Source organism: Enterococcus sp. AZ196, from assembly GCF_050498845.1.
GTDB classification, from domain to species: domain Bacteria; phylum Bacillota; class Bacilli; order Lactobacillales; family Enterococcaceae; genus Enterococcus_A; species Enterococcus_A murrayae.
In genome coordinates this window covers 2903361-2921472 of the sequence record NZ_JBIPAM010000001.1, presented here as the reverse complement: position 1 = coordinate 2921472, position 18112 = coordinate 2903361, and the positions used below count along the sequence as shown (strand labels likewise).

The 18112-nt window shown below is 40.3% G+C and carries 16 protein-coding genes; 2 read left to right on the top strand and 14 right to left on the bottom strand.

Features of this window, described 5'->3' with window-relative positions:
• Positions 1–136: 136 nt before the first annotated feature.
• Together IGI67_RS14110 and IGI67_RS14105 are read left to right on the top strand one after the other, a co-directional pair.
• Positions 137–1117, top strand: coding sequence for an L-lactate dehydrogenase (locus IGI67_RS14110; protein ID WP_207109560.1), 981 nt, complete (start codon positions 137–139; stop codon positions 1115–1117).
• A gap of 210 nt (positions 1118–1327) precedes the next feature.
• Positions 1328–2734: a L,D-transpeptidase family protein gene (locus IGI67_RS14105; protein WP_207109561.1), complete on the top strand. Its 1407-nt coding sequence runs from the start codon at positions 1328–1330 to the stop codon at positions 2732–2734.
• Positions 2735–3148: 414 nt separating this feature from the next.
• Here the strand turns inward: IGI67_RS14105 and IGI67_RS14100 are convergent, their stop codons facing one another.
• The 14 genes from IGI67_RS14100 to priA form a co-directional block, all read right to left on the bottom strand.
• A complete protein-coding gene (locus IGI67_RS14100) occupies positions 3149–3871 on the bottom strand; it encodes a YebC/PmpR family DNA-binding transcriptional regulator (protein ID WP_207109562.1) in 723 nt (240 codons plus the stop codon).
• 76 nt (positions 3872–3947) lie between these two features.
• Positions 3948–4451 (bottom strand): VanZ family protein, encoded by a 504-nt coding sequence (locus tag IGI67_RS14095; RefSeq protein WP_429958112.1) that lies wholly within the window; start codon positions 4449–4451, stop codon positions 3948–3950.
• 62 nt (positions 4452–4513) lie between these two features.
• Positions 4514–5914 (bottom strand): PcsB-like coiled-coil domain-containing protein, encoded by a 1401-nt coding sequence (locus IGI67_RS14090; protein ID WP_207109564.1) that lies wholly within the window; start codon positions 5912–5914, stop codon positions 4514–4516.
• A gap of 218 nt (positions 5915–6132) precedes the next feature.
• A complete protein-coding gene (mreD, locus tag IGI67_RS14085; RefSeq protein ID WP_429958111.1) occupies positions 6133–6663 on the bottom strand; it encodes a rod shape-determining protein MreD in 531 nt (176 codons plus the stop codon).
• Positions 6660–7517 carry a rod shape-determining protein MreC gene (gene mreC, locus IGI67_RS14080; protein ID WP_429958110.1) on the bottom strand — a complete coding sequence of 286 codons (858 nt, stop codon included), beginning with the start codon at positions 7515–7517 and terminating at the stop codon, positions 6660–6662. The genes mreD and mreC overlap by 4 nt, the downstream gene beginning before the upstream one ends.
• A 158-nt stretch (positions 7518–7675) precedes the next feature.
• Positions 7676–8314, bottom strand: coding sequence for a thiamine diphosphokinase (locus tag IGI67_RS14075; protein WP_429958109.1), 639 nt, complete (start codon positions 8312–8314; stop codon positions 7676–7678).
• Positions 8314–8964 (bottom strand): ribulose-phosphate 3-epimerase, encoded by a 651-nt coding sequence (gene rpe, locus IGI67_RS14070; RefSeq protein WP_429958108.1) that lies wholly within the window; start codon positions 8962–8964, stop codon positions 8314–8316. Before rpe ends, IGI67_RS14075 begins: the two co-directional genes overlap by 1 nt.
• A gap of 32 nt (positions 8965–8996) precedes the next feature.
• The gene (gene rsgA, locus IGI67_RS14065; RefSeq protein WP_429958107.1) at positions 8997–9878 is read right to left on the bottom strand and encodes a ribosome small subunit-dependent GTPase A; all 882 of its coding nucleotides are present in this window, start codon (positions 9876–9878) and stop codon (positions 8997–8999) included.
• 95 nt (positions 9879–9973) lie between these two features.
• On the bottom strand, positions 9974–12130 hold the full coding sequence (gene pknB / locus IGI67_RS14060) for a Stk1 family PASTA domain-containing Ser/Thr kinase (RefSeq protein ID WP_429958106.1): 2157 nt from the start codon (positions 12128–12130) through the stop codon (positions 9974–9976).
• The gene (locus tag IGI67_RS14055) at positions 12127–12870 is read right to left on the bottom strand and encodes a Stp1/IreP family PP2C-type Ser/Thr phosphatase (protein ID WP_429958105.1); all 744 of its coding nucleotides are present in this window, start codon (positions 12868–12870) and stop codon (positions 12127–12129) included. The genes pknB and IGI67_RS14055 overlap by 4 nt, the downstream gene beginning before the upstream one ends.
• A 22-nt stretch (positions 12871–12892) precedes the next feature.
• Positions 12893–14245: a 16S rRNA (cytosine(967)-C(5))-methyltransferase RsmB gene (gene rsmB / locus IGI67_RS14050; protein WP_207109572.1), complete on the bottom strand. Its 1353-nt coding sequence runs from the start codon at positions 14243–14245 to the stop codon at positions 12893–12895.
• Positions 14246–15187, bottom strand: a complete 942-nt coding sequence (gene fmt, locus IGI67_RS14045; RefSeq protein ID WP_207109573.1) for a methionyl-tRNA formyltransferase — start codon at positions 15185–15187, stop codon at positions 14246–14248.
• Positions 15180–15671, bottom strand: a complete 492-nt coding sequence (gene def / locus IGI67_RS14040) for a peptide deformylase (protein WP_207109574.1) — start codon at positions 15669–15671, stop codon at positions 15180–15182. The genes fmt and def overlap by 8 nt, the downstream gene beginning before the upstream one ends.
• Before the next feature lie 23 nt (positions 15672–15694).
• Positions 15695–18097: a primosomal protein N' gene (priA, locus tag IGI67_RS14035; protein WP_207109575.1), complete on the bottom strand. Its 2403-nt coding sequence runs from the start codon at positions 18095–18097 to the stop codon at positions 15695–15697.
• Positions 18098–18112: the final 15 nt, after the last annotated feature.

Below are 18112 nucleotides of genomic sequence, written 5' to 3'. Positions count from 1 at the left end.
GCTGTTAGTACATGAAGCGTTTTCTTTTGAAACAGCAAAAATAACTGTATTATTAATGAGTAAAATACGTGACAAGTTTCATTAATTAGTGTTATCATTCCACTGGAAAAACAAATATAAGAAGGGATTGGTACACATGACTGCAACAGCAGCTAGTAAAACCCATCAAAAAGTAATGTTAATCGGAGACGGCGCAGTAGGTTCAAGTTATGCCTTCGCTCTAGTCAATCAAAATATCGCTCAAGAAATCGGTATTATCGATATCGATAGTAATCGCACACAAGGGGATGCAATTGATTTATCTCATGCATTGGCCTTTACGTCACCTAAGAAAATTTATTCAGCCTCTTACGAAGACTGTCACGATGCAGACTTAGTTGTCATTACTGCTGGTGCTCCACAAAAACCAGGCGAAACTCGTTTAGACTTAGTTGGTAAAAATCTACGCATCAACAAAAGTATCGTAGAGCAAGTTGTTGCCTCTGGATTTGACGGTATCTTTTTAGTCGCAGCAAATCCTGTAGACATTTTAACTTACTCTACTTGGAAATTCTCTGGCTTCCCTAAAGAACGTGTTATTGGTTCAGGTACTTCTTTAGACACAGCTCGTTTCCGTCAAGCAATCGCAGAATTGGTTAATGTTGATGCTCGTAATGTCCACGCTTATATTTTAGGGGAACACGGCGACTCAGAATTCCCAGTTTGGTCACATGCTAATGTTGCTGGTTTACAAATCTATGAATGGGTAAAAGATAATCCAGAAGTTGATGAAGAAGCCCTTGTTAATCTATTCTTTGGTGTACGTGATGCTGCATACGAAATCATCGAGAAAAAAGGGGCAACTTTCTATGGTATTGCCGTTGCCCTAGCTCGTATTACTCGTGCTATCTTAAATGATGAGAGTGCCGTATTCCCACTATCTGTATACCTAGAAGGTCAATATGGACAAAATGATATTTACATTGGTGCTCCAGCAGTTGTCAATGCTAAAGGAATCCAAAATATCATTGAAATTCCATTAACTGATGCTGAAAAAGATCGTATGGATGCTTCTGCTAAAGAACTTAAAGAAGTTATGGAAAAAGCTTTCGCTGATCTTGAAGCTGAAGGAAAATAAAGAATTCTTAAGCCGTAAAGAATATGAATATTCTTTGCGGCCTTTTTTAATATTTGCTAACGTTTCAAAACATATTACTCGTATTTCAACCATTCTGTGGTATATTTATATTCGGTATATCATTTTGAAAATCGACTATTATTTTAAATAGAAATACTTCGATAGTTAATGAAGACCAAATAAAAGGAAATGCAATGAGGAGTTATTTCGATGACAAGAAATGAAAGAAGAAATTCTCGTAGCCGAACGCGAATCGGTGTGATTGTTGTATTAGGTTTATTGGTAGTTTCAATTGGCGGATACACTGTTCGCAGTACATATTATGCTCAAAGGTTCCTTCCCAACACGGTAGTGAATGGAGTAAAAATTAATAATTTGACGGTGAGTGAAGCCAACCGAAAGATTACTCGCGAGCTGACAGATTCCCCTTTCCTAATTAAAATCGACAAAGAAAATTGGAAAGAAATCAATCGCAAGGATTTAGGCTGGCAAAATAATTATCTGCCTGGATTAAAAGAGATGCAGAAAAAACAAAATCCATTTAGCTGGGGTATGCAGCTAGTCTCCGCAGCAGATACAAAAGATGTCGACGGCAACACTTTAGATGAAAATAAATTGAATGCTGTTGGCGAAGCAGTTCGTGCAGAATTAACTCAAGCCAATTCAACTCGAACTGCAACAGAAAATGCGAAGGTCACTCGGTCAAATGATGGTTTTGAGATCACTCCTGAAAAACAAGGGAACACGATCGATGTCGATGCTGCCGTAACTGCTTTTAAAGAGGCGGCAAAAAATGGCAAACATGATATTGATTTTGATGATTATCTTATCAAACCAACTATTACCAAAGATGATGCTGATTTAAAGAAAACTATGGAAAAAATGAATGCCGTAGCAAAAATCAAAGCAAACTATAGTATCAATGGAGAAAATTTCCAAATTCCTTCATCAGACATCAATAATTGGTTAATCGATGAAAATGGCACGATGTCACTTGATAAAGATAAAGTGACTGCCTATGTTACGAACTTAGGCGAAAAATACAACACAAGTTCTAAACCAACCGAATTCAATAGTACTCGTCGCGGAAAGGTTTCAGTCCCATCAGGTACGTATAGTTGGACAATCAATACTTCTGAAGAAGTGGATGCTTTAACGAAACAGATATTAGAAGGAAAAGACTTCACACGTTCACCAATTGTTACTGGTGCAACAACAGCAGATAAACCGCTAATAGATAAAACATATATTGAAGTAGACTTGCAAAATCAACATATGTGGTATTACAAAGATGGTAAAGTCGCTTTAGAAACAGATATCGTCAGCGGAAAACCAAGCTCACCAACTCCTGCTGGTGTCGATTATGTCTGGTCAAAAGAAACCAACAAGACTCTACGAGGAAAAAATGATGATGGGTCAGATTACGCAAGTCCCGTTAAATATTGGATGCCGATTGATTGGACTGGTGTAGGACTTCACGATTCTGACTGGCAACCTGAATATGGGGGCGAGCTTTGGAAAACCCGCGGATCTCATGGATGTGTGAATACACCACCAGCTGTAATGGCCCAACTTTTTGATATGGTAGAAGTCGGGACACCTGTATTGGTCTTTTAGTAAAAAACAGTGAAATGTATCGACAAAAATAGACTTTTACGGAGTGGAGAAATCCACTCCGTTTTTCTTTGCTTTTTTGATGATTCTATTCTAAGTCGCTTCACGGTAAGATAACTCACTTGTTTGATATAACTTCGCAGCTATCTTAAATAAAACAGTATAACTTTGATTTTGTCGTTTTCGAAGAACCCCCTCATTTCCGAATTCTCGATAAGCAATGATCCAACCTTTCACTTGTCTATCTGACTTTATTTCTGGCTTCTTTGATAAAGTGTTGCACTTGATTTGACAATTCAAGCTATAAAAAATACCAACCTCCAGAAGTTCGATTTTTAGTCTAACTTTTGGGGGGCGGTACAATTCGTTGTTATTACTTTATAAAGATAGTTTCGATTTTGTTTAATGCTTGAAGCTCTATTCAGCCGAAGTAAATACTTCTGAAACGTCATCATCGTCCTCTAATTTCTCAACTAAACGCTCCAGTTTTTCCTGTTGCTCCTCATTCAGACTAACCGTCGTTTGGGGAATCATTGTTAGTTCTGCCTGCGCCAGAGTAAACCCATCTGCCTCCAATTGATCCCGCACACTAGAAAAATCCTCAGCAGCTGTATATATCTCAAAAACCTCCGGCAAAATCTCCATGTCCTCTGCACCGGCTTCCAACACATCTTCAAACATCGTATCCTCGTCCACAGTCAAGTTTTCACGCTCAATGGCGATGTACCCTTTTCGATCAAACATGTAATTTACCGAACCAGTCTCTCCTAAATTACCACCATTTCGAGTAAACGCCACACGAACGTTTGTCGCTGTTCGATTTCGATTGTCAGTTAGTGCATGAACCAAAATTGCTACACCTCCAGGACCATATCCTTCATAAGTGATTTCATCATAGTGCTCACCTTCACCTGCGGATGTTGCTTTCTTAATTGCTCGATCAACATTATCATTTGGCATATTGGCCGATTTAGCTTTATCAATCACTAATCGCAGGGCAGGATTCGTACTCGGGTCAGGACCGCCAGCTTTAGCTGCCATATAAATTTCTCGCGACATCTTCTGAAAAATTTTTCCTCTTTTTGCATCTTGAGCATTTTTCCGCCCTTGAATATTATGCCATTTGCTATGTCCTGACATGATTACATTCCTCCTATATATTTTGATCCCTTATATTTTCCGTCTGAAACCATTTTTCGTCAAGAATTATCCCCAATCAACGCTTCTTACGAATAAATCGATAAATGAGAATAATCAAACAGGCCGTCAATGCGCCGCATGAATCCAGCATCACATCTTGGAATAATGGCGTACGACCGCCAGTCAGCATTTGATGAAATTCATCTGTCGCTGCATAACCAGTTGCAGCTAACCAAGCGAAAAACAGACTTAAGACCGATGATTTTTGCTTCAATTTGGGTAATAATCCTAAGTATAGGCTACCGCCTAAAATAAAATAAGTCATAAAATGGGCTGCCTTGCGAATAAAGAATTCAACAAATTTAACATAGCCTTTTGCAGCTATACTTACTTCACTACCGGCATAGTTAAATGATACTTGACTAAAAAAAACTTTCAGCGGTTCATTTGACAATATTCTTTCAATTAATGAGACCTGGCTTTGCTGCTGATAAGTCATCGAAGAGCTAATAAATAAAATCGCCATCATCAAAATGGCCAGTCCAAAATAGAAATTACCGTTTTTTATCTGTTTCTGCATTGCTTTTCCTCCATAAAAAAACCGGTACGAATTTCGTACCGGTCATGATTGATTAAGTTAGATTACATACGAACCGCAAAGCTTGGTGCATAATAGCTTACAGAACTTACTGTAACTGTTTCACCTGGTTGAGGTGCGTGGATATATTGTCCGCCGCCCATTGCAATAGCTACGTGATATGAACCGCCAGGGCTACCCCAGAAGTATAAATCTCCAGCTTGTGCTTGATCAACAGAGATACGTGTTCCAGCTGACTCTTGAGGAACAGTCCATCCGCCGATTTCACGACCAGTTGCTTGACGGTACACATATGATGTAAAACCAGAGCAGTCAAAACCTGCTGGTGTTTTTCCACCCCACACGTAAGGTGTGCCGATATATTTCATTGCTTCAGCAACAACTCCTCCAGTATTACCAGATGGTGCTGGCGCTGGTGTTGGAGCCGGTGTTTCAGGTACAGCTGGTGTCTCCGGTGTTGATGGCGTCGTAGGCGCTGGTGTAGGTGTTGCTCCGCCGCCTTGGAAATTATCTTCACTAGTTGATGCTGTTGAAGACTCTGTTGTACTTGATTCTGTTTGTTGTTCTGTTGATGAAGATTCTACTGTAGACGAAGACTCAACCGTTGAACTTTCAGTTGTAGTACTTGCAGCAGCCTCTTCTTGTGCTTTACGATCTGCTTCTGCTTTAGCATCCGCATCAGCTTTTGCTTTATCTGCTTCTGCCTTTTGAGCTGCTTCTTGTGCTTCGGCAGCTTTACGTGCTTCTTCTTGAACACGTTGTTGCTCTTTGATTGCAGCTTCTTGTTTTTCTTTCAGACTTGCTTTTTCACTTTCAGCAGTCGCTTGTTCAGCAGCCAATGTCGTTGTTTGAACATTCAGATCTGCCTGTTTAGCAATTAAATCACCTTTTTGACTTTCCAATGTTGCTTGGTTTGCCGTGATTTGTTCTTGTTGTTTTTGATTTTCAGTTTGTTTTTTCTCAACTTCAGCTTTGTCTGCTTTTTGTTGTTCAACTAAATCGTTGTTTGCTTTCACGATCGTTGACATTGCTTGAACACGACTAACAGCATCGGTGAATGATTCAGCATTCAATACCACATCAATAACATTTGCTGATGACTGTTTTACTTGCACATTACGTGCTTGCTCTTTGATTGCTTCTGAGCGTTTTTCGATCCGTTTTTGCAATGTTTCGATTTGCTTTTGCAATTCTTGAGATTTTTGTTTTAACGATGCTTGTTCGTTTAATAGACCTTGCGCTTTATCGTTAATTGAAGCAACTTCACCTTCTAATGCACTGATTTGTGATTGTGCATCAGTTTGTTGGTTTTGTAAACTTGAAATTTTTGCATCTTGATCAGCAATTTTACTATCAAATTCATCGGCAGAAGCTGCGGCTGGAGCTGCTAATGCGCTTAATGTTACTGAACATACCATTAATGCTGATAACAAACTTTTTTTCACTCTAATGTCCTCCGACTACTTAAATGTTTTATTTAAAATTTTATTAGACTTTTTTCTAACACATTCATGAGTTTACCATAGCTGTATGTCATCCATATAATAGCTTTGTTACAAAAACATTTCATTTCACTATTTTTCAGTTACAAATCGAGCGCACAAAAAAACAGAAGATTTTTTCTTCTGTTTTTTACCTTCATTCAAATGGTTCTATTTTCCCTTTAAATACCAAGTTCTTCTTCTGGAGGACCAATCAAAATTTTCTCTAATGGAAAGATTAAAATTACAAAAGTCAAAATATTAAAAAGTAGTGTCGGACCTAAATATCGCGGAACAAAAAAGTCGCTGTTAACCCCAGTTAAACCAAAAATAGTTTGCAGTAATAAGCTAATCAGCTCAAAGATAGTAACACTAATTACAACTGTAAAAAAGAGTGTCAAAATATTTTGCTGAATCGTTTTCTTAAAGAAATAAAGGAGCATAACTAGCAATGGAAAAATCACAGCATAAATTCCAATAACGCCAATATAGTATAGGTCATACAAAATCCCCAAAACCAAGGAAGTGCCCAGTAAAAAACGCTCATTTACAACTCTTGAAATAATCATTAACACCAACAGTGCTAAATGTGCATTCGCCACATAAACATTATCTGTTAAAGATGCAATGATCCGAGTCACATGCGCATCTAGCAAAAATAAGAAAAACAGTAAGAAGGGCGTGATGTATTTTAAGGTTTTCCGTCTAATCATTCGGTCGCTCCCGCCATTCTTTGGATGATCGTTACGACTGAGATATCATACATCTGCGCATAAGGCTTAATGTATACTTCGCGATTTAAGCCAAAACTGTCTGATTTTACTTTCTCAACAGTGCCGATAGCAAGATCTGCAGGTGAATTACCGCCTAAACCAGAAGTCTGAACGATATCACCTTCTTTAATTTCCTGTTTATCGTTAATTTCCGCAATCAGCCGTTGCTCCTTTGTATCATACTTATTCAAAAGACCAAAGGAATTCCCTTTATCGGAACTTATTTTTACCGGAAAATGATTGCTGCTTTTATTATCTGATGTTAATAATTGAATTTTGGATGAATGAGCATTCACTTCCATTACGCGGCCAATCAGTCCTTTTTGAGACATGACCGCCATGTTGCCTTCTACCCCATCTGCACTCCCTTTATCAACGATCAGCATATCCTGCCACGTATCTGGAGAACGCGTAATTACATTTGCAGTCACCTTTTCATAACTGGTCAGTGTTTGGTTCAATTCAAGTTCATCTTTTAAACGCTCTATTTCTTGCGCTTGATTCTTCGTTTGTTGCTTCACTTCATCGTATTGATCGACTTCACTTTTCAGCTTTTGATTCTCATCGTAAGTGTTAATCAAGTTAGAAACAGATTGAACACCGCTGCTAAGCCAACGTCCAGGTGCTGTAATTACTTTATCAACAACACTGATAGTGTCATTCACAGCTGATTGAACAACGTTCGTATCACTGTCTTTTGCACGATTTGCAGCAGTAATCGAAACAGTTGCCACAACTATAATAACAACAATTAATATAATAATAATATTCTTATTTGGATTAAACTTTCTCACTTAGGCACCTCTGAACGCTATAATATAGAATAAATTCTACCACTAAACGCCGGGATTAAAAAGCGTGGACGGTTGATTTTAAAGAATTTTAGTATCTCTTATAAATAAAAAAGAACAGCAGATTCGTTTCAAAAAAAACGAATCTTAGCTGCCCGTTTTTAAACATCTCGACTTTGAATCACAGCAATCAGTCCTTTTGAAAAACTGACTTCAGCGTTCCCAGTCAAAAATTCATTACTGGCTAAACTAGTTGGTTGTAAAAAATCTGCATTTAGAAGTTCGTACTTTACATTCTTCAATGTCAGTTCTTTGACAGATGTTAAACAACAAAAAGCCAAATATTTCATATCAGAAATTTTTGGGATTTGATGACTTCCTGATGCAATATAACTTACAACATTTCCTTTATCAGCAATCTTTATTTGAGACAGAAACGGTGAAAAACGTGGTTCAACGCCCAACCATAGATTGGCTAATAGGTGATCCAAGCGTCCACCAGTTGCTCCAATCAGTGTTACTTCTGCTTTAGGAAATCGTCTGAAAGTTATTTCTAATGCTAATTGTGTATCCGTATCATCCTTTTCCGCTGGAGAAGTCACCACTTCATCAACCGCATTAAAGACTTCCTTTTTCTCGTCTTCATTCAATGAATCAAAATCTCCGATTGCCAAATCAGGCACTATTCCTTGACGCAAAAGAAATAGATTGCCGCGGTCAATACCGATAATTTTATCAAATTCATGAGAAAAAGCAGGCCAGTGATTTGGGTCACCGCCTGCAACAAGTAAAATTTTCATTAGTTAATAGCAGCCCGCAATGCATTGATTTTTTCCTGCGGGTTTTCTGCGTCATAAATGTATGAGCCAGCAACAAAAACATCTGCCCCTGCCGCTGCACATTTTTTGGCAGACTCAGGTTGAATCCCGCCATCCACTTCGATTTCATAGCGATAACCATGCTCTTTTCTCAAACGATCAAGTTCTGCAATTTTATCGACAGTACTTTCGATAAATGACTGTCCGCCGAAACCTGGGTTTACGGTCATTACCAAGATTTGATCCACATCAGCTAAAACATACTTAATCGATTCCACTGGCGTCCCTGGATTTAAAACAACACCTGGTTTAACCCCTGCGGCTTTAATCATTTGAACGACACGATGAATGTGAGGAGTCGCTTCCACATGTGCCATAATGATGTCTGCTCCGGCTTTAACAAAATCATTGATGTAATTTTCGGGATTAGCAATCATCAGATGCACATCCAATGGCAGCTTAGTAACTGGGCGCAATGCGTTCACAACTACTTGACCAAAAGAAATATTCGGAACAAAATTTCCATCCATCACATCAATATGAATGTAATCAACACCTGCATCCTCCACCATTTTCACTTCTTCACCTAGACGTGCAAAATCTGCGCTTAAAATCGATGGTGCAATTTTCATAGTCTGTACTCCTTTTCCATATTAATTTATAATTATTTATTTTTCTTATAAACAGGTCGACGTTTTTCAATTTCCTGCAAAAACTGCAAATAATTATCATAACGTGTTTTCGCGATTTTCCCTTCTTCTAAGCGTCGTTTCACTTCACAGCCAGGCTCTTTAACATGTCGACATTCGCGAAAACGGCACTCTGCTGCAGCGTCACGAAATTCAGGAAATTCTTTAGGCAGCTCTTCAGCAGATATCTCCAAGAAATCAATTGAACTAAATCCGGGAGTATCAGCTACCAAACCACCAAACAGATTTAATAATTCTACATGTCGGGTAGTGTGCCGTCCTCTTCCCAATGAATCAGAAATTTCGCCAGTCTCTAAATTTAAATCTGGTGATACATCATTCAATAATGTAGACTTACCAGCGCCTGACTGCCCCATAAAAACTGTCAGCTTGTCCGCGAATAAATCTGTTAATTTTTGCTTGTCTTGTTCGCCGTCAATTACCGGATAACCAAGGGGCTCATAAACTGAACGAATTTCTTCCACCAATGCTTGATCAGTAACCAGGTCCGTTTTTGACAAATAAATAATTGGATGAATGTATTTATTTTCTAACGTCACTAAAAAGCGATCCAATAAGTTATAAGAAAAATTTGGCTCAACAAGACTTGTCACGACTACTCCTTGATCTACGTTAGCAACAGGCGGTCGAATCAATTCATTTTTTCTAGGCAGCAGTTCAAGAATGTAGCCTTCACTATTTTCTTCGCTACTGAAAACTACTTCGTCTCCGACTAAAGGTGTCAATTTCTTTTTACGAAAATTTCCTCTTGCTCTTGTTTGATGAATCTTTCCTTCGCTAGCAACATAGTAAAAACCGCTGAGGGCTTTACGAATCTGTCCTTCGATCCGGCTCATCTCCTTTAATTTCAATTTTATTGTAGCATACTTCAAATCTAATTACAGTACAAATAACCTAAAAACCTTTCCTAAAAAATTAGGAAAGGTTTTGTCTAAGGGACAGTGATTGTTTCTGCTTTTTGAACGGTCTTAGTTACAGCTGATTTGCCGTTTCGTTGGACCTCGATCGTAGCCGAACCGCCTTCTGTAGTTGTTACAGATACGGTTTGCTCGGTTGATAAGGTATTCTTATCCAATGGAAAATCTAAGACCCCTGTCAAACTTGGTCTTTGAGCATCTTTTACCAATACAGTAATCTTATCTTGTTGACCTTCAGAACCTGTAAACTTAGCCGAAATCGTTACATCAAAAGTATTTTCTTTATTTTCAGGACCTTTTGAAATGTACACTGTCACAGTATCACCAGCTTTTAATGAATTTGAGCCTGCGCCGGGATCTGTTCGAATGACTTTGCCTGCTTCCACATCATCAGAAAATTCCTGTTTTTCAGAATAAATTAATCCTAAACTTGAAATTTTACTTTCTGCAGCAGCTCTATCCTGACCGCTTAAATCATCTAACTCAACATAGCTAGACCCTGAGCTGACCTTCAAAGTAATCGTATCCTTTGAAGTCAAAGCAGTTCCGCTAACTGGATCTTGACTGATAACTTCTTCTGCTGGTGCTGTCTCACTTGATACATCCACCCGATTGATCTGATTCTTTGTAAGTCCAAGTTGTATCAATCGCTGTTCGGCATCTGCATAAGTCATCTGGGAATAGTCGCCAATTTTGAATGTCTCAGGACCACTTGAAACCTCAAAAGTAATCTCGTCTTCTTTTGGATCAACTTTTGTCCCTTCCTTAGGATTTTGGGTCAAAATCTGATCCACAGGAGCTGACTCATCGTTAACCTTCTTAATGCGAATGTTCTTCTCTAAAAATCCAATTTTTTCCAATTCTTCTCTCGCATCTTCAATCGAGTCCCCCTCATAATCTTTCAGGGTCACTTTTTTTGTGCCAGAGCTAATATACAGACGGACAGGGCGATTCTTTTTGATCATCGTTCCTGCTCCAGGGTTCGTTTTGACAACACGCCCTTTTTTAATCGTATCACTTGCTACTTCATCTGTTTTACTGTCAATGGTTAATTTTGCCGCTTTTAATGTCGTTCGTGCTTCTGCTTCAGTCATATCCTCAACTTGCGGGATCGAAACTTCGGCTGAGCTAGTTAATAGATATCCAACTACTCCGCCGATTGCTAACATCAGCAACAAAAAAATAGCAATAAATCGTTTTTTGCCTTTTTTCTTCTTCGGCTTCTCCTCAGAAACCGGAGGCTCTTCTTTCGGCTGCTCAACTGGAATATCTTCAGGCTGAATCGGAGTTAGTACTTTTGTTTCATCTAACATCGCTGTTGGGCGCCAAGGCAGTTCATTTGATCGTTCTGGCAACAACGCAGTTGAAAGATCGGCCGCCATCTCATCTGCTGTTTTATAGCGATCAGCCGGCTCCTTCGCAGTAGCATGCATAACGATATTCTCCAACGCTTGAGGAACCTCTGGATCAAAACCTTTTACCGATGGCATCTCATCTTGAAAATGCTTCAACGCAATGGTCACAGCTGATTCTCCATCAAAGGGCACACTGCCAGTAATCATTTCATACAAGATAATCCCTAAAGCATAAAGATCCGATTGTTTTGTTGCCATACTGCCTCGTGCTTGCTCTGGTGACAGATAGTGCACGGAACCCAACATGGAGTTCGTTTGAGTCAAAGAAGTCTCAGATAAGGCAATCGCAATGCCAAAGTCGGCGATTTTTACTACACCTGACTGGTCCATCAAAATATTTTGCGGCTTCAAGTCACGGTGAATGATTCCATGTGCATGAGCCAAACTTACTGCAGATAGGATTTGCTCCATAATATCTACAATTTTTCCGTAAGGGATCGGTGAACGCGTTTGAATATAGCGTTTCAAATCCATTCCCTTCACGTATTCCATGACCAAATATTGCATACCGCTTTCTTCATCTACATCGTATACACCAACGATGTTCGGATGCACCATTTCTGTTGCTGCCAACGCTTCACGCTGAAAACGTCGAATCGCAGTTTGATCATTTTGAAAGTCAAAACGTAATATTTTGATGGCAACATCACGATCCAAAATTAAATCGTGGGCCAAGAAGACGTTAGCCATACCGCCACTACCGATACTGGCGATAATTTTATACCGTCCATTGACCAATTTGCCTATTTCTATCATGGACGAGCCTCCTCTTCAAAATGAATCAACAAGACAGTGATGTTATCCGCACCACCAGCATCATTAGCCGCATTGATCAATTGCTTGGTCTTTGCTTCCAATGTTTGATCACTTTCCACGATTGCGAGAATATTTTCTTCACTCACCATATTTGTCAAACCATCTGAACACAATAACAAATAATCGTTCTGGCGACATTCATGTTCTGAAACATCTGTTTTAATCGTTCCAGCTATTCCTACTGAACGTGTTAACACGTTTTTTTGTGGATGGATCGCTGCCATCTCTTTTGTGATCTCACCAGATTTCAATAACTCATTGACTAATGAATGATCATCCGTTAACTGCTGCAATTCATTGTTTTGAATCAAATACGCACGACTATCACCAACATGAGCCAATACAAATTTCTCATCTAACAAAGCAGTGCTGACAATCGTTGTCCCCATTCCCTGCATTTCCGGATGAGCAACACCTTCTTGATAAATCGCTTCATTCACTTTTTGAATTTCTTCTAAAAACCACTGGGAAGCTTCTTCCGGCTGCGCGATAGTCGAGGTCGACCAAGCAGCGCCTAAACCGTCAACAGCCATTTTGCTAGCAACATCGCCAGCCAAGTGACCACCCATGCCATCGGCTAGTATCGCCAAATACATACCTGCTTGATTAGTAAAAACATTTGCATAGTCTTGATTCATGTTGCGCCGCTTACCGATGTCTGATTGAAATTGGATCTCCATCTTTTTTGTCCACCTCATTTATCTATTTTTTCCGCATTGCACAAATAAAGAAGCCATCCGTCATAAACATTTCTGGATATAAAACCAACATTTGTTCATGGATCGCCGGCTGTAATTTCGTCTCTAAATCTAAATCGATTTTTTCAAACTCAGGCTGTGCTGCTAAAAATTCTGCAACCACCTTTTGGTTTTCTTCCTTAGCAATCGTACATGTACTGTATACCATAATCCCACCAGATTTCAATGTGGGAGCGCAATTCTTTAAAATTTCTAGCTGGATTTTAGGCAATTGAACAAAATCTTGTGGTCTTTTTTGATATTTGATATCTGGTTTCCGACGCATTAAACCCAAACCGGAGCAAGGTGCGTCCACCAAAATACGATCAAAACTTTCTGGCGAAAAATTATTTGCTGCTTCTCGAGCATCCATTTTTTTCGTCACCACTGTATCTGCCACGCGTAACCGTTCTGCATTTTCCTGAACTAATTTCAGTTTATGATCATGTATATCTAACGCAGTGACTGACCCCTCATCCTGCAGCAAAGCCGCGATGTGGGTAGTTTTTCCACCTGGAGCAGCACACGCATCTAAAATCTTTTGACCTGGCTTGATTTGCAGCGCTTGAGCAACAAGCATGGAGCTTTCATCTTGAATCGTCAGCCAGCCATTTTCAAACAATTCACTACCAGCTAAAAAACCTTTATCAGCGACAATGCCATAAGGTGTAAGGTCACTGATACGCGCTTCAATTCCGTCTTCTTCCAATGCTTCAATCGCCTCTGCCCGTGTTAAAAAGCGTAGATCGATCCTTGCGCTCACTCGACTCGGTTCAAGTAAAGATAGACCAAGCTTTCGTGTTTCCTCTTCGCCCAACTCGGTGACAAATTTTTCAGTTAAAAATCTTGGCAAACTGATTTCTGTTGCTAAACGTTCTATTGGGTCCTCTATTAAATCCAACGAAGGCACTCCTTCACGCTGAATTGAGCGCAGGACACCATTAACGAATTTTCCGGTACCTGGGTTTCCTTTGGCTTTGGCAATCTCAACCGCTTCATTGATAATGGCATGATCCGGTACACGATCCAAATAAAGCATTTGATAAACGGATAGTTGCAATAGACTTCTGACCCACGGATCTACTTTCTTAGCTTTTTTAATAAATGGTTCTACCTCGTAAGCCAATAGCAGCTGACGGCTAATCGTCCCATAAACAAGCTCTGTTAATAGTCCAGTGTCTTTGCCATCAACTTGATTTTTTTGAATCAGCTCGTTTAATAACAGATTTGAATAAGCACCGCCGCGATTAATGCGTTCAATGGCTTCGAGAGCCGTAAAGCGGACAGAGTGTAGTAATTTCTTTGGAATCTTTGCCATCTAACCCACCTGCTGCCCTTCAGCGACTGCTTGCCCGCTGCCATTTAAGAAAGCTTGAATCGTTTGCTTTGCTTTGCCAGCTGGCTGCAGCTCATCTACTGCCAGGACTGTACCGTTTCCACAAGCAATATGTAAAGCTTTTTTCGTACGAGCAACAATCGTCCCAGGTGCTGCTGTCGTTGTTTCTTCTAACGGTGTCGTATGGAAAATTTTCCAGCGAACGCCTTCATAGCTTGTGAAGGCTACAGGCCAAGGATGCATTCCGCGCACTTGATTATCCACTTCCTCAGCTGTTTTCTGCCAATCGATTGCCTCTTGCTCACGACTGATGTTTGGTGAGAAAGTCGCTTCTTCTTCATTTTGAGGAGTCGGCTTCAGTTCACCTGAGATGATTTTAGGCAGCGTTGCTAACAACAGCTCTTTTCCCACTTGGCTTAGCTTTTCAAACATCGTTCCAACATCATCTTGCTTAGTGATCGCAATTTTTTGTTGGCTGAAAATACCGCCTGCATCCATTTTTTTAATCATTTCCATGATTGTTACACCGGTTTCAGTTTCACCTTCCATGATCGCATAATGCACTGGTGCACCCCCACGATATTTTGGCAATAAGGAAGCATGAACATTGATCGCACCTAGTTTAGGAACCTGCAGCAACTTTTCCGGTAAAAATTGACCAAAAGCAGCTGTGATTAATAAATCAGGTGCTAATTCTTTGATTTTCTCCATTTCAGGCGAACCACTGATTTTTTCTGGCTGCAACACCAATAAATCGTGCTTCAATGCTGCTTCTTTTACTGGTGTCGGTGTAATAATTTTTTTTCGTCCAACTGGGCGATCAGGCTGTGTTACAACAGCAGCGACATCGTAACCAGCTGCGATTAAGCTTTCTAAAATCGGCACTGAAAAAGCCGGGGTTCCCATAAATATAATTTTAGTCATCAGCATGTTCCTCCATATAACGTTCTAAATCTTCAGGTTCGATCTTATCAATTACTTGATCGATAAATAATTTGCCGTCTAAGTGGTCGATTTCATGTTGAAAAGCACGAGCTAAATACCCATAGGCTGTGACTTCCATCTCTGAACCCTCACGATCGTAATAACGTACAGTGACCTCGTCGGCGCGTTCAACTGTTCCATAAACTTCTGGAATCGAGAGACACCCTTCAACATCAATACTCGTTCCTTTACGTTCGATGATCTCAGGATTGATAAAATCAAAACGATCCCCTTCTTCAACTTCCACGACAGCGATTCGTAAGTTTTTTCCGATTTGGGGTGCCGCAAGCCCAATCCCATCATGGGCTACCATCGTTTCATACATATCATCTAGCAGTGTGACAACCTCGTCAGTGATGTATTCAATAGACTCAGCTTTTTTTAATAGACGGTCATCAGGGTGAAGAATAATTGGATAACGCATAACATCCTCCTTGTTGCGACTTCTTAAATAAAATACATAGGTTCGTTGTCAATAGCGATCAATAAGCCTTGACGCTGGTCTTTTTGACTCACTTGTAAAATATCTTCCAAGGTCGTTTGTAATTTAGGTTCATTTTTATATTTGATGATTACTTGGTAATAGTAACGATTTTTAATCCGCAAGATCGCTCCTGGAGTAGGCCCTAGCAAAATACTTTGCGAACTTAATTGTTTCCGCAATTGTTCCGCTAGCTGGAAGGCTTTTTGAGCTGCCCGCATCTCTTCTTGATGGGAGACGGTCACCTTGACCGTATAATAATAGGGCGGATAATCCGTTTGATGCCGAATGCGCATCTCCTGCTGGAAAAAACGTTCATAGTCATGGTGCTGCGCTAGTTGAATTGTATAATGCTCTGGATTAAACGTCTGAATAATTACTTCACCGGCTTTATCACCACGTCCTGCGCGTCCACTGACCTGCGTCAGCAATTGAAACGTTCTTTCACTGGAACGAAAGTCTGGTAGATTCAATGCTGTATCCGCATTTAACACTCCTACTAAAGTCACATTGGGAAAATCTAACCCTTTTGCGATCATCTGTGTACCTAACAAGATATCTGCTTCTTTATCGCCAAAAGCTGTTAAGATTTTTTCATGGGCTCCCTTGCGCCGAGTCGTATCAACATCCATTCGCAATACGCGCGCCTCTGGAATCAGCTGCTCTAATTCCTCTTGAACTTTTTCTGTTCCGGTTCCAAAGTAGCGAATCTTGTCTTTCCCACAATTTGGACACTGGTGAGGAATTTTCTCTTCATGTCCGCAATAATGACAGCGCATTGTCTTTGTATCCATATGAAGCGTTAACGATATATCGCAATTCGGACATGGCAAGACAAATCCACAATCCCGACACATGACAAACGAAGAGTAGCCCCGTCTGTTTAGTAAAAGGACACTTTGCTCACCTTTGGCCAAACGATCTCGTAATTTTACTTCTAACGCTTCAGAAAAAGAAGAATTCAAGCGCCGCTGCATTTCCTCTCGCATGTCAACAATCTCAACTGTCGGTAACTTGGCCTGAACATTCGCTCGTTCAGTCAGCTTCAACAAGTGATAAACACCCTTCTGTCCCCGCGCACGGGATTCCAGGGAAGGTGTCGCACTACCTAACACGACTGGACATTTATGATATTTCCCGCGCCAGATAGCCAAATCTCTAGCATGATAACGCGGGGATTCATCTTGTTTATAGCTTGTCTCATGCTCTTCATCAATAATAATCACACCAAGATTTTCAAGCGGAGCGAAGATAGCGGAGCGAGCTCCTACAACTACATGGGCTTCACCACGTTCTAATTTACGCCATTCATCGTATTTCTCCCCTTGCGACAATCCACTATGTAGGACGGCTACTTCACTACCAAACCGTTCTTTGAAACGCGTAGCCATCTGTGGGGTCAAAGAAATCTCCGGTACCAGCATCATCGCCGTCTGTCCATTTGCCAGTACATCTTGAATAACCTGCAAGTATACTTCAGTCTTGCCGCTGCCGGTCACACCTTCTAATAGAAAAACTTGATGCTCATTGGCTGCACTCTTTTGACTGATGGCTTCATACGCAGTTTTTTGCTCGGCATTCAAATCCAATGCTGAAGTTCTTTTAATTTCTCGTTCAGCATAAGGATCACGATATTTTTCTACCGCAACAAATTCCAACCAGCCTTTTTTCTTTGCTTGATTCAAATTTGCTGCCGTGAAATCTTCTGCCTTCATTTGCTTAACAGAAATCAGAGCATCATCCGTAAGTTCTGCTAAATAATCCAATAATTGCTCTTGCTTATAGGAATTTTTCCGCAGCTCTGCCTTCAATTCTTCCACCTTTTCCGGTACAAAGGTTCGTTTGATATAGCGTTCAGTCTTTATTTTATTTTTAGTATGAACTTCATAACGCAGTTCAATGCTGCCTTGTTCACGTAAAGCCGCCAATTCTTTCAACCAGGCCTGAGCCTCTGCTTCTTCCCAAGTTATCGACTCTGAATCACCAAAGTATTTGGTCCGAATCGCTGGATCATCGTTGACTAGATACAAGCGTTTTTGATAATCGGCTTTCATTACACTAGGAAGCATAGTCTGCAAACACGTCACTTTGAAGGCAAAGGTGGTCGCTTTCATATAATCAGCCAACGCCAGTAATTCTTGATTTAAAACAGGGGTTAGATCCAATACTCTAATAATCGGTTTCAAATTATCTGGCAGAGGTTCTGGTGCCGTCTCAAAGCCGACTACAAAGCCTTGAACATGTCGCGGGCCAAACCCGACCTCTACTCGCATCCCGACTTCTACCGCTAATTGAGGCGGGATCAAGTAACTAAACGGCTGATCCGTCTGCATCGTCGGCACATCTACAATCACTTGCGCTAATTTCATTCTATCCGCCTCCAT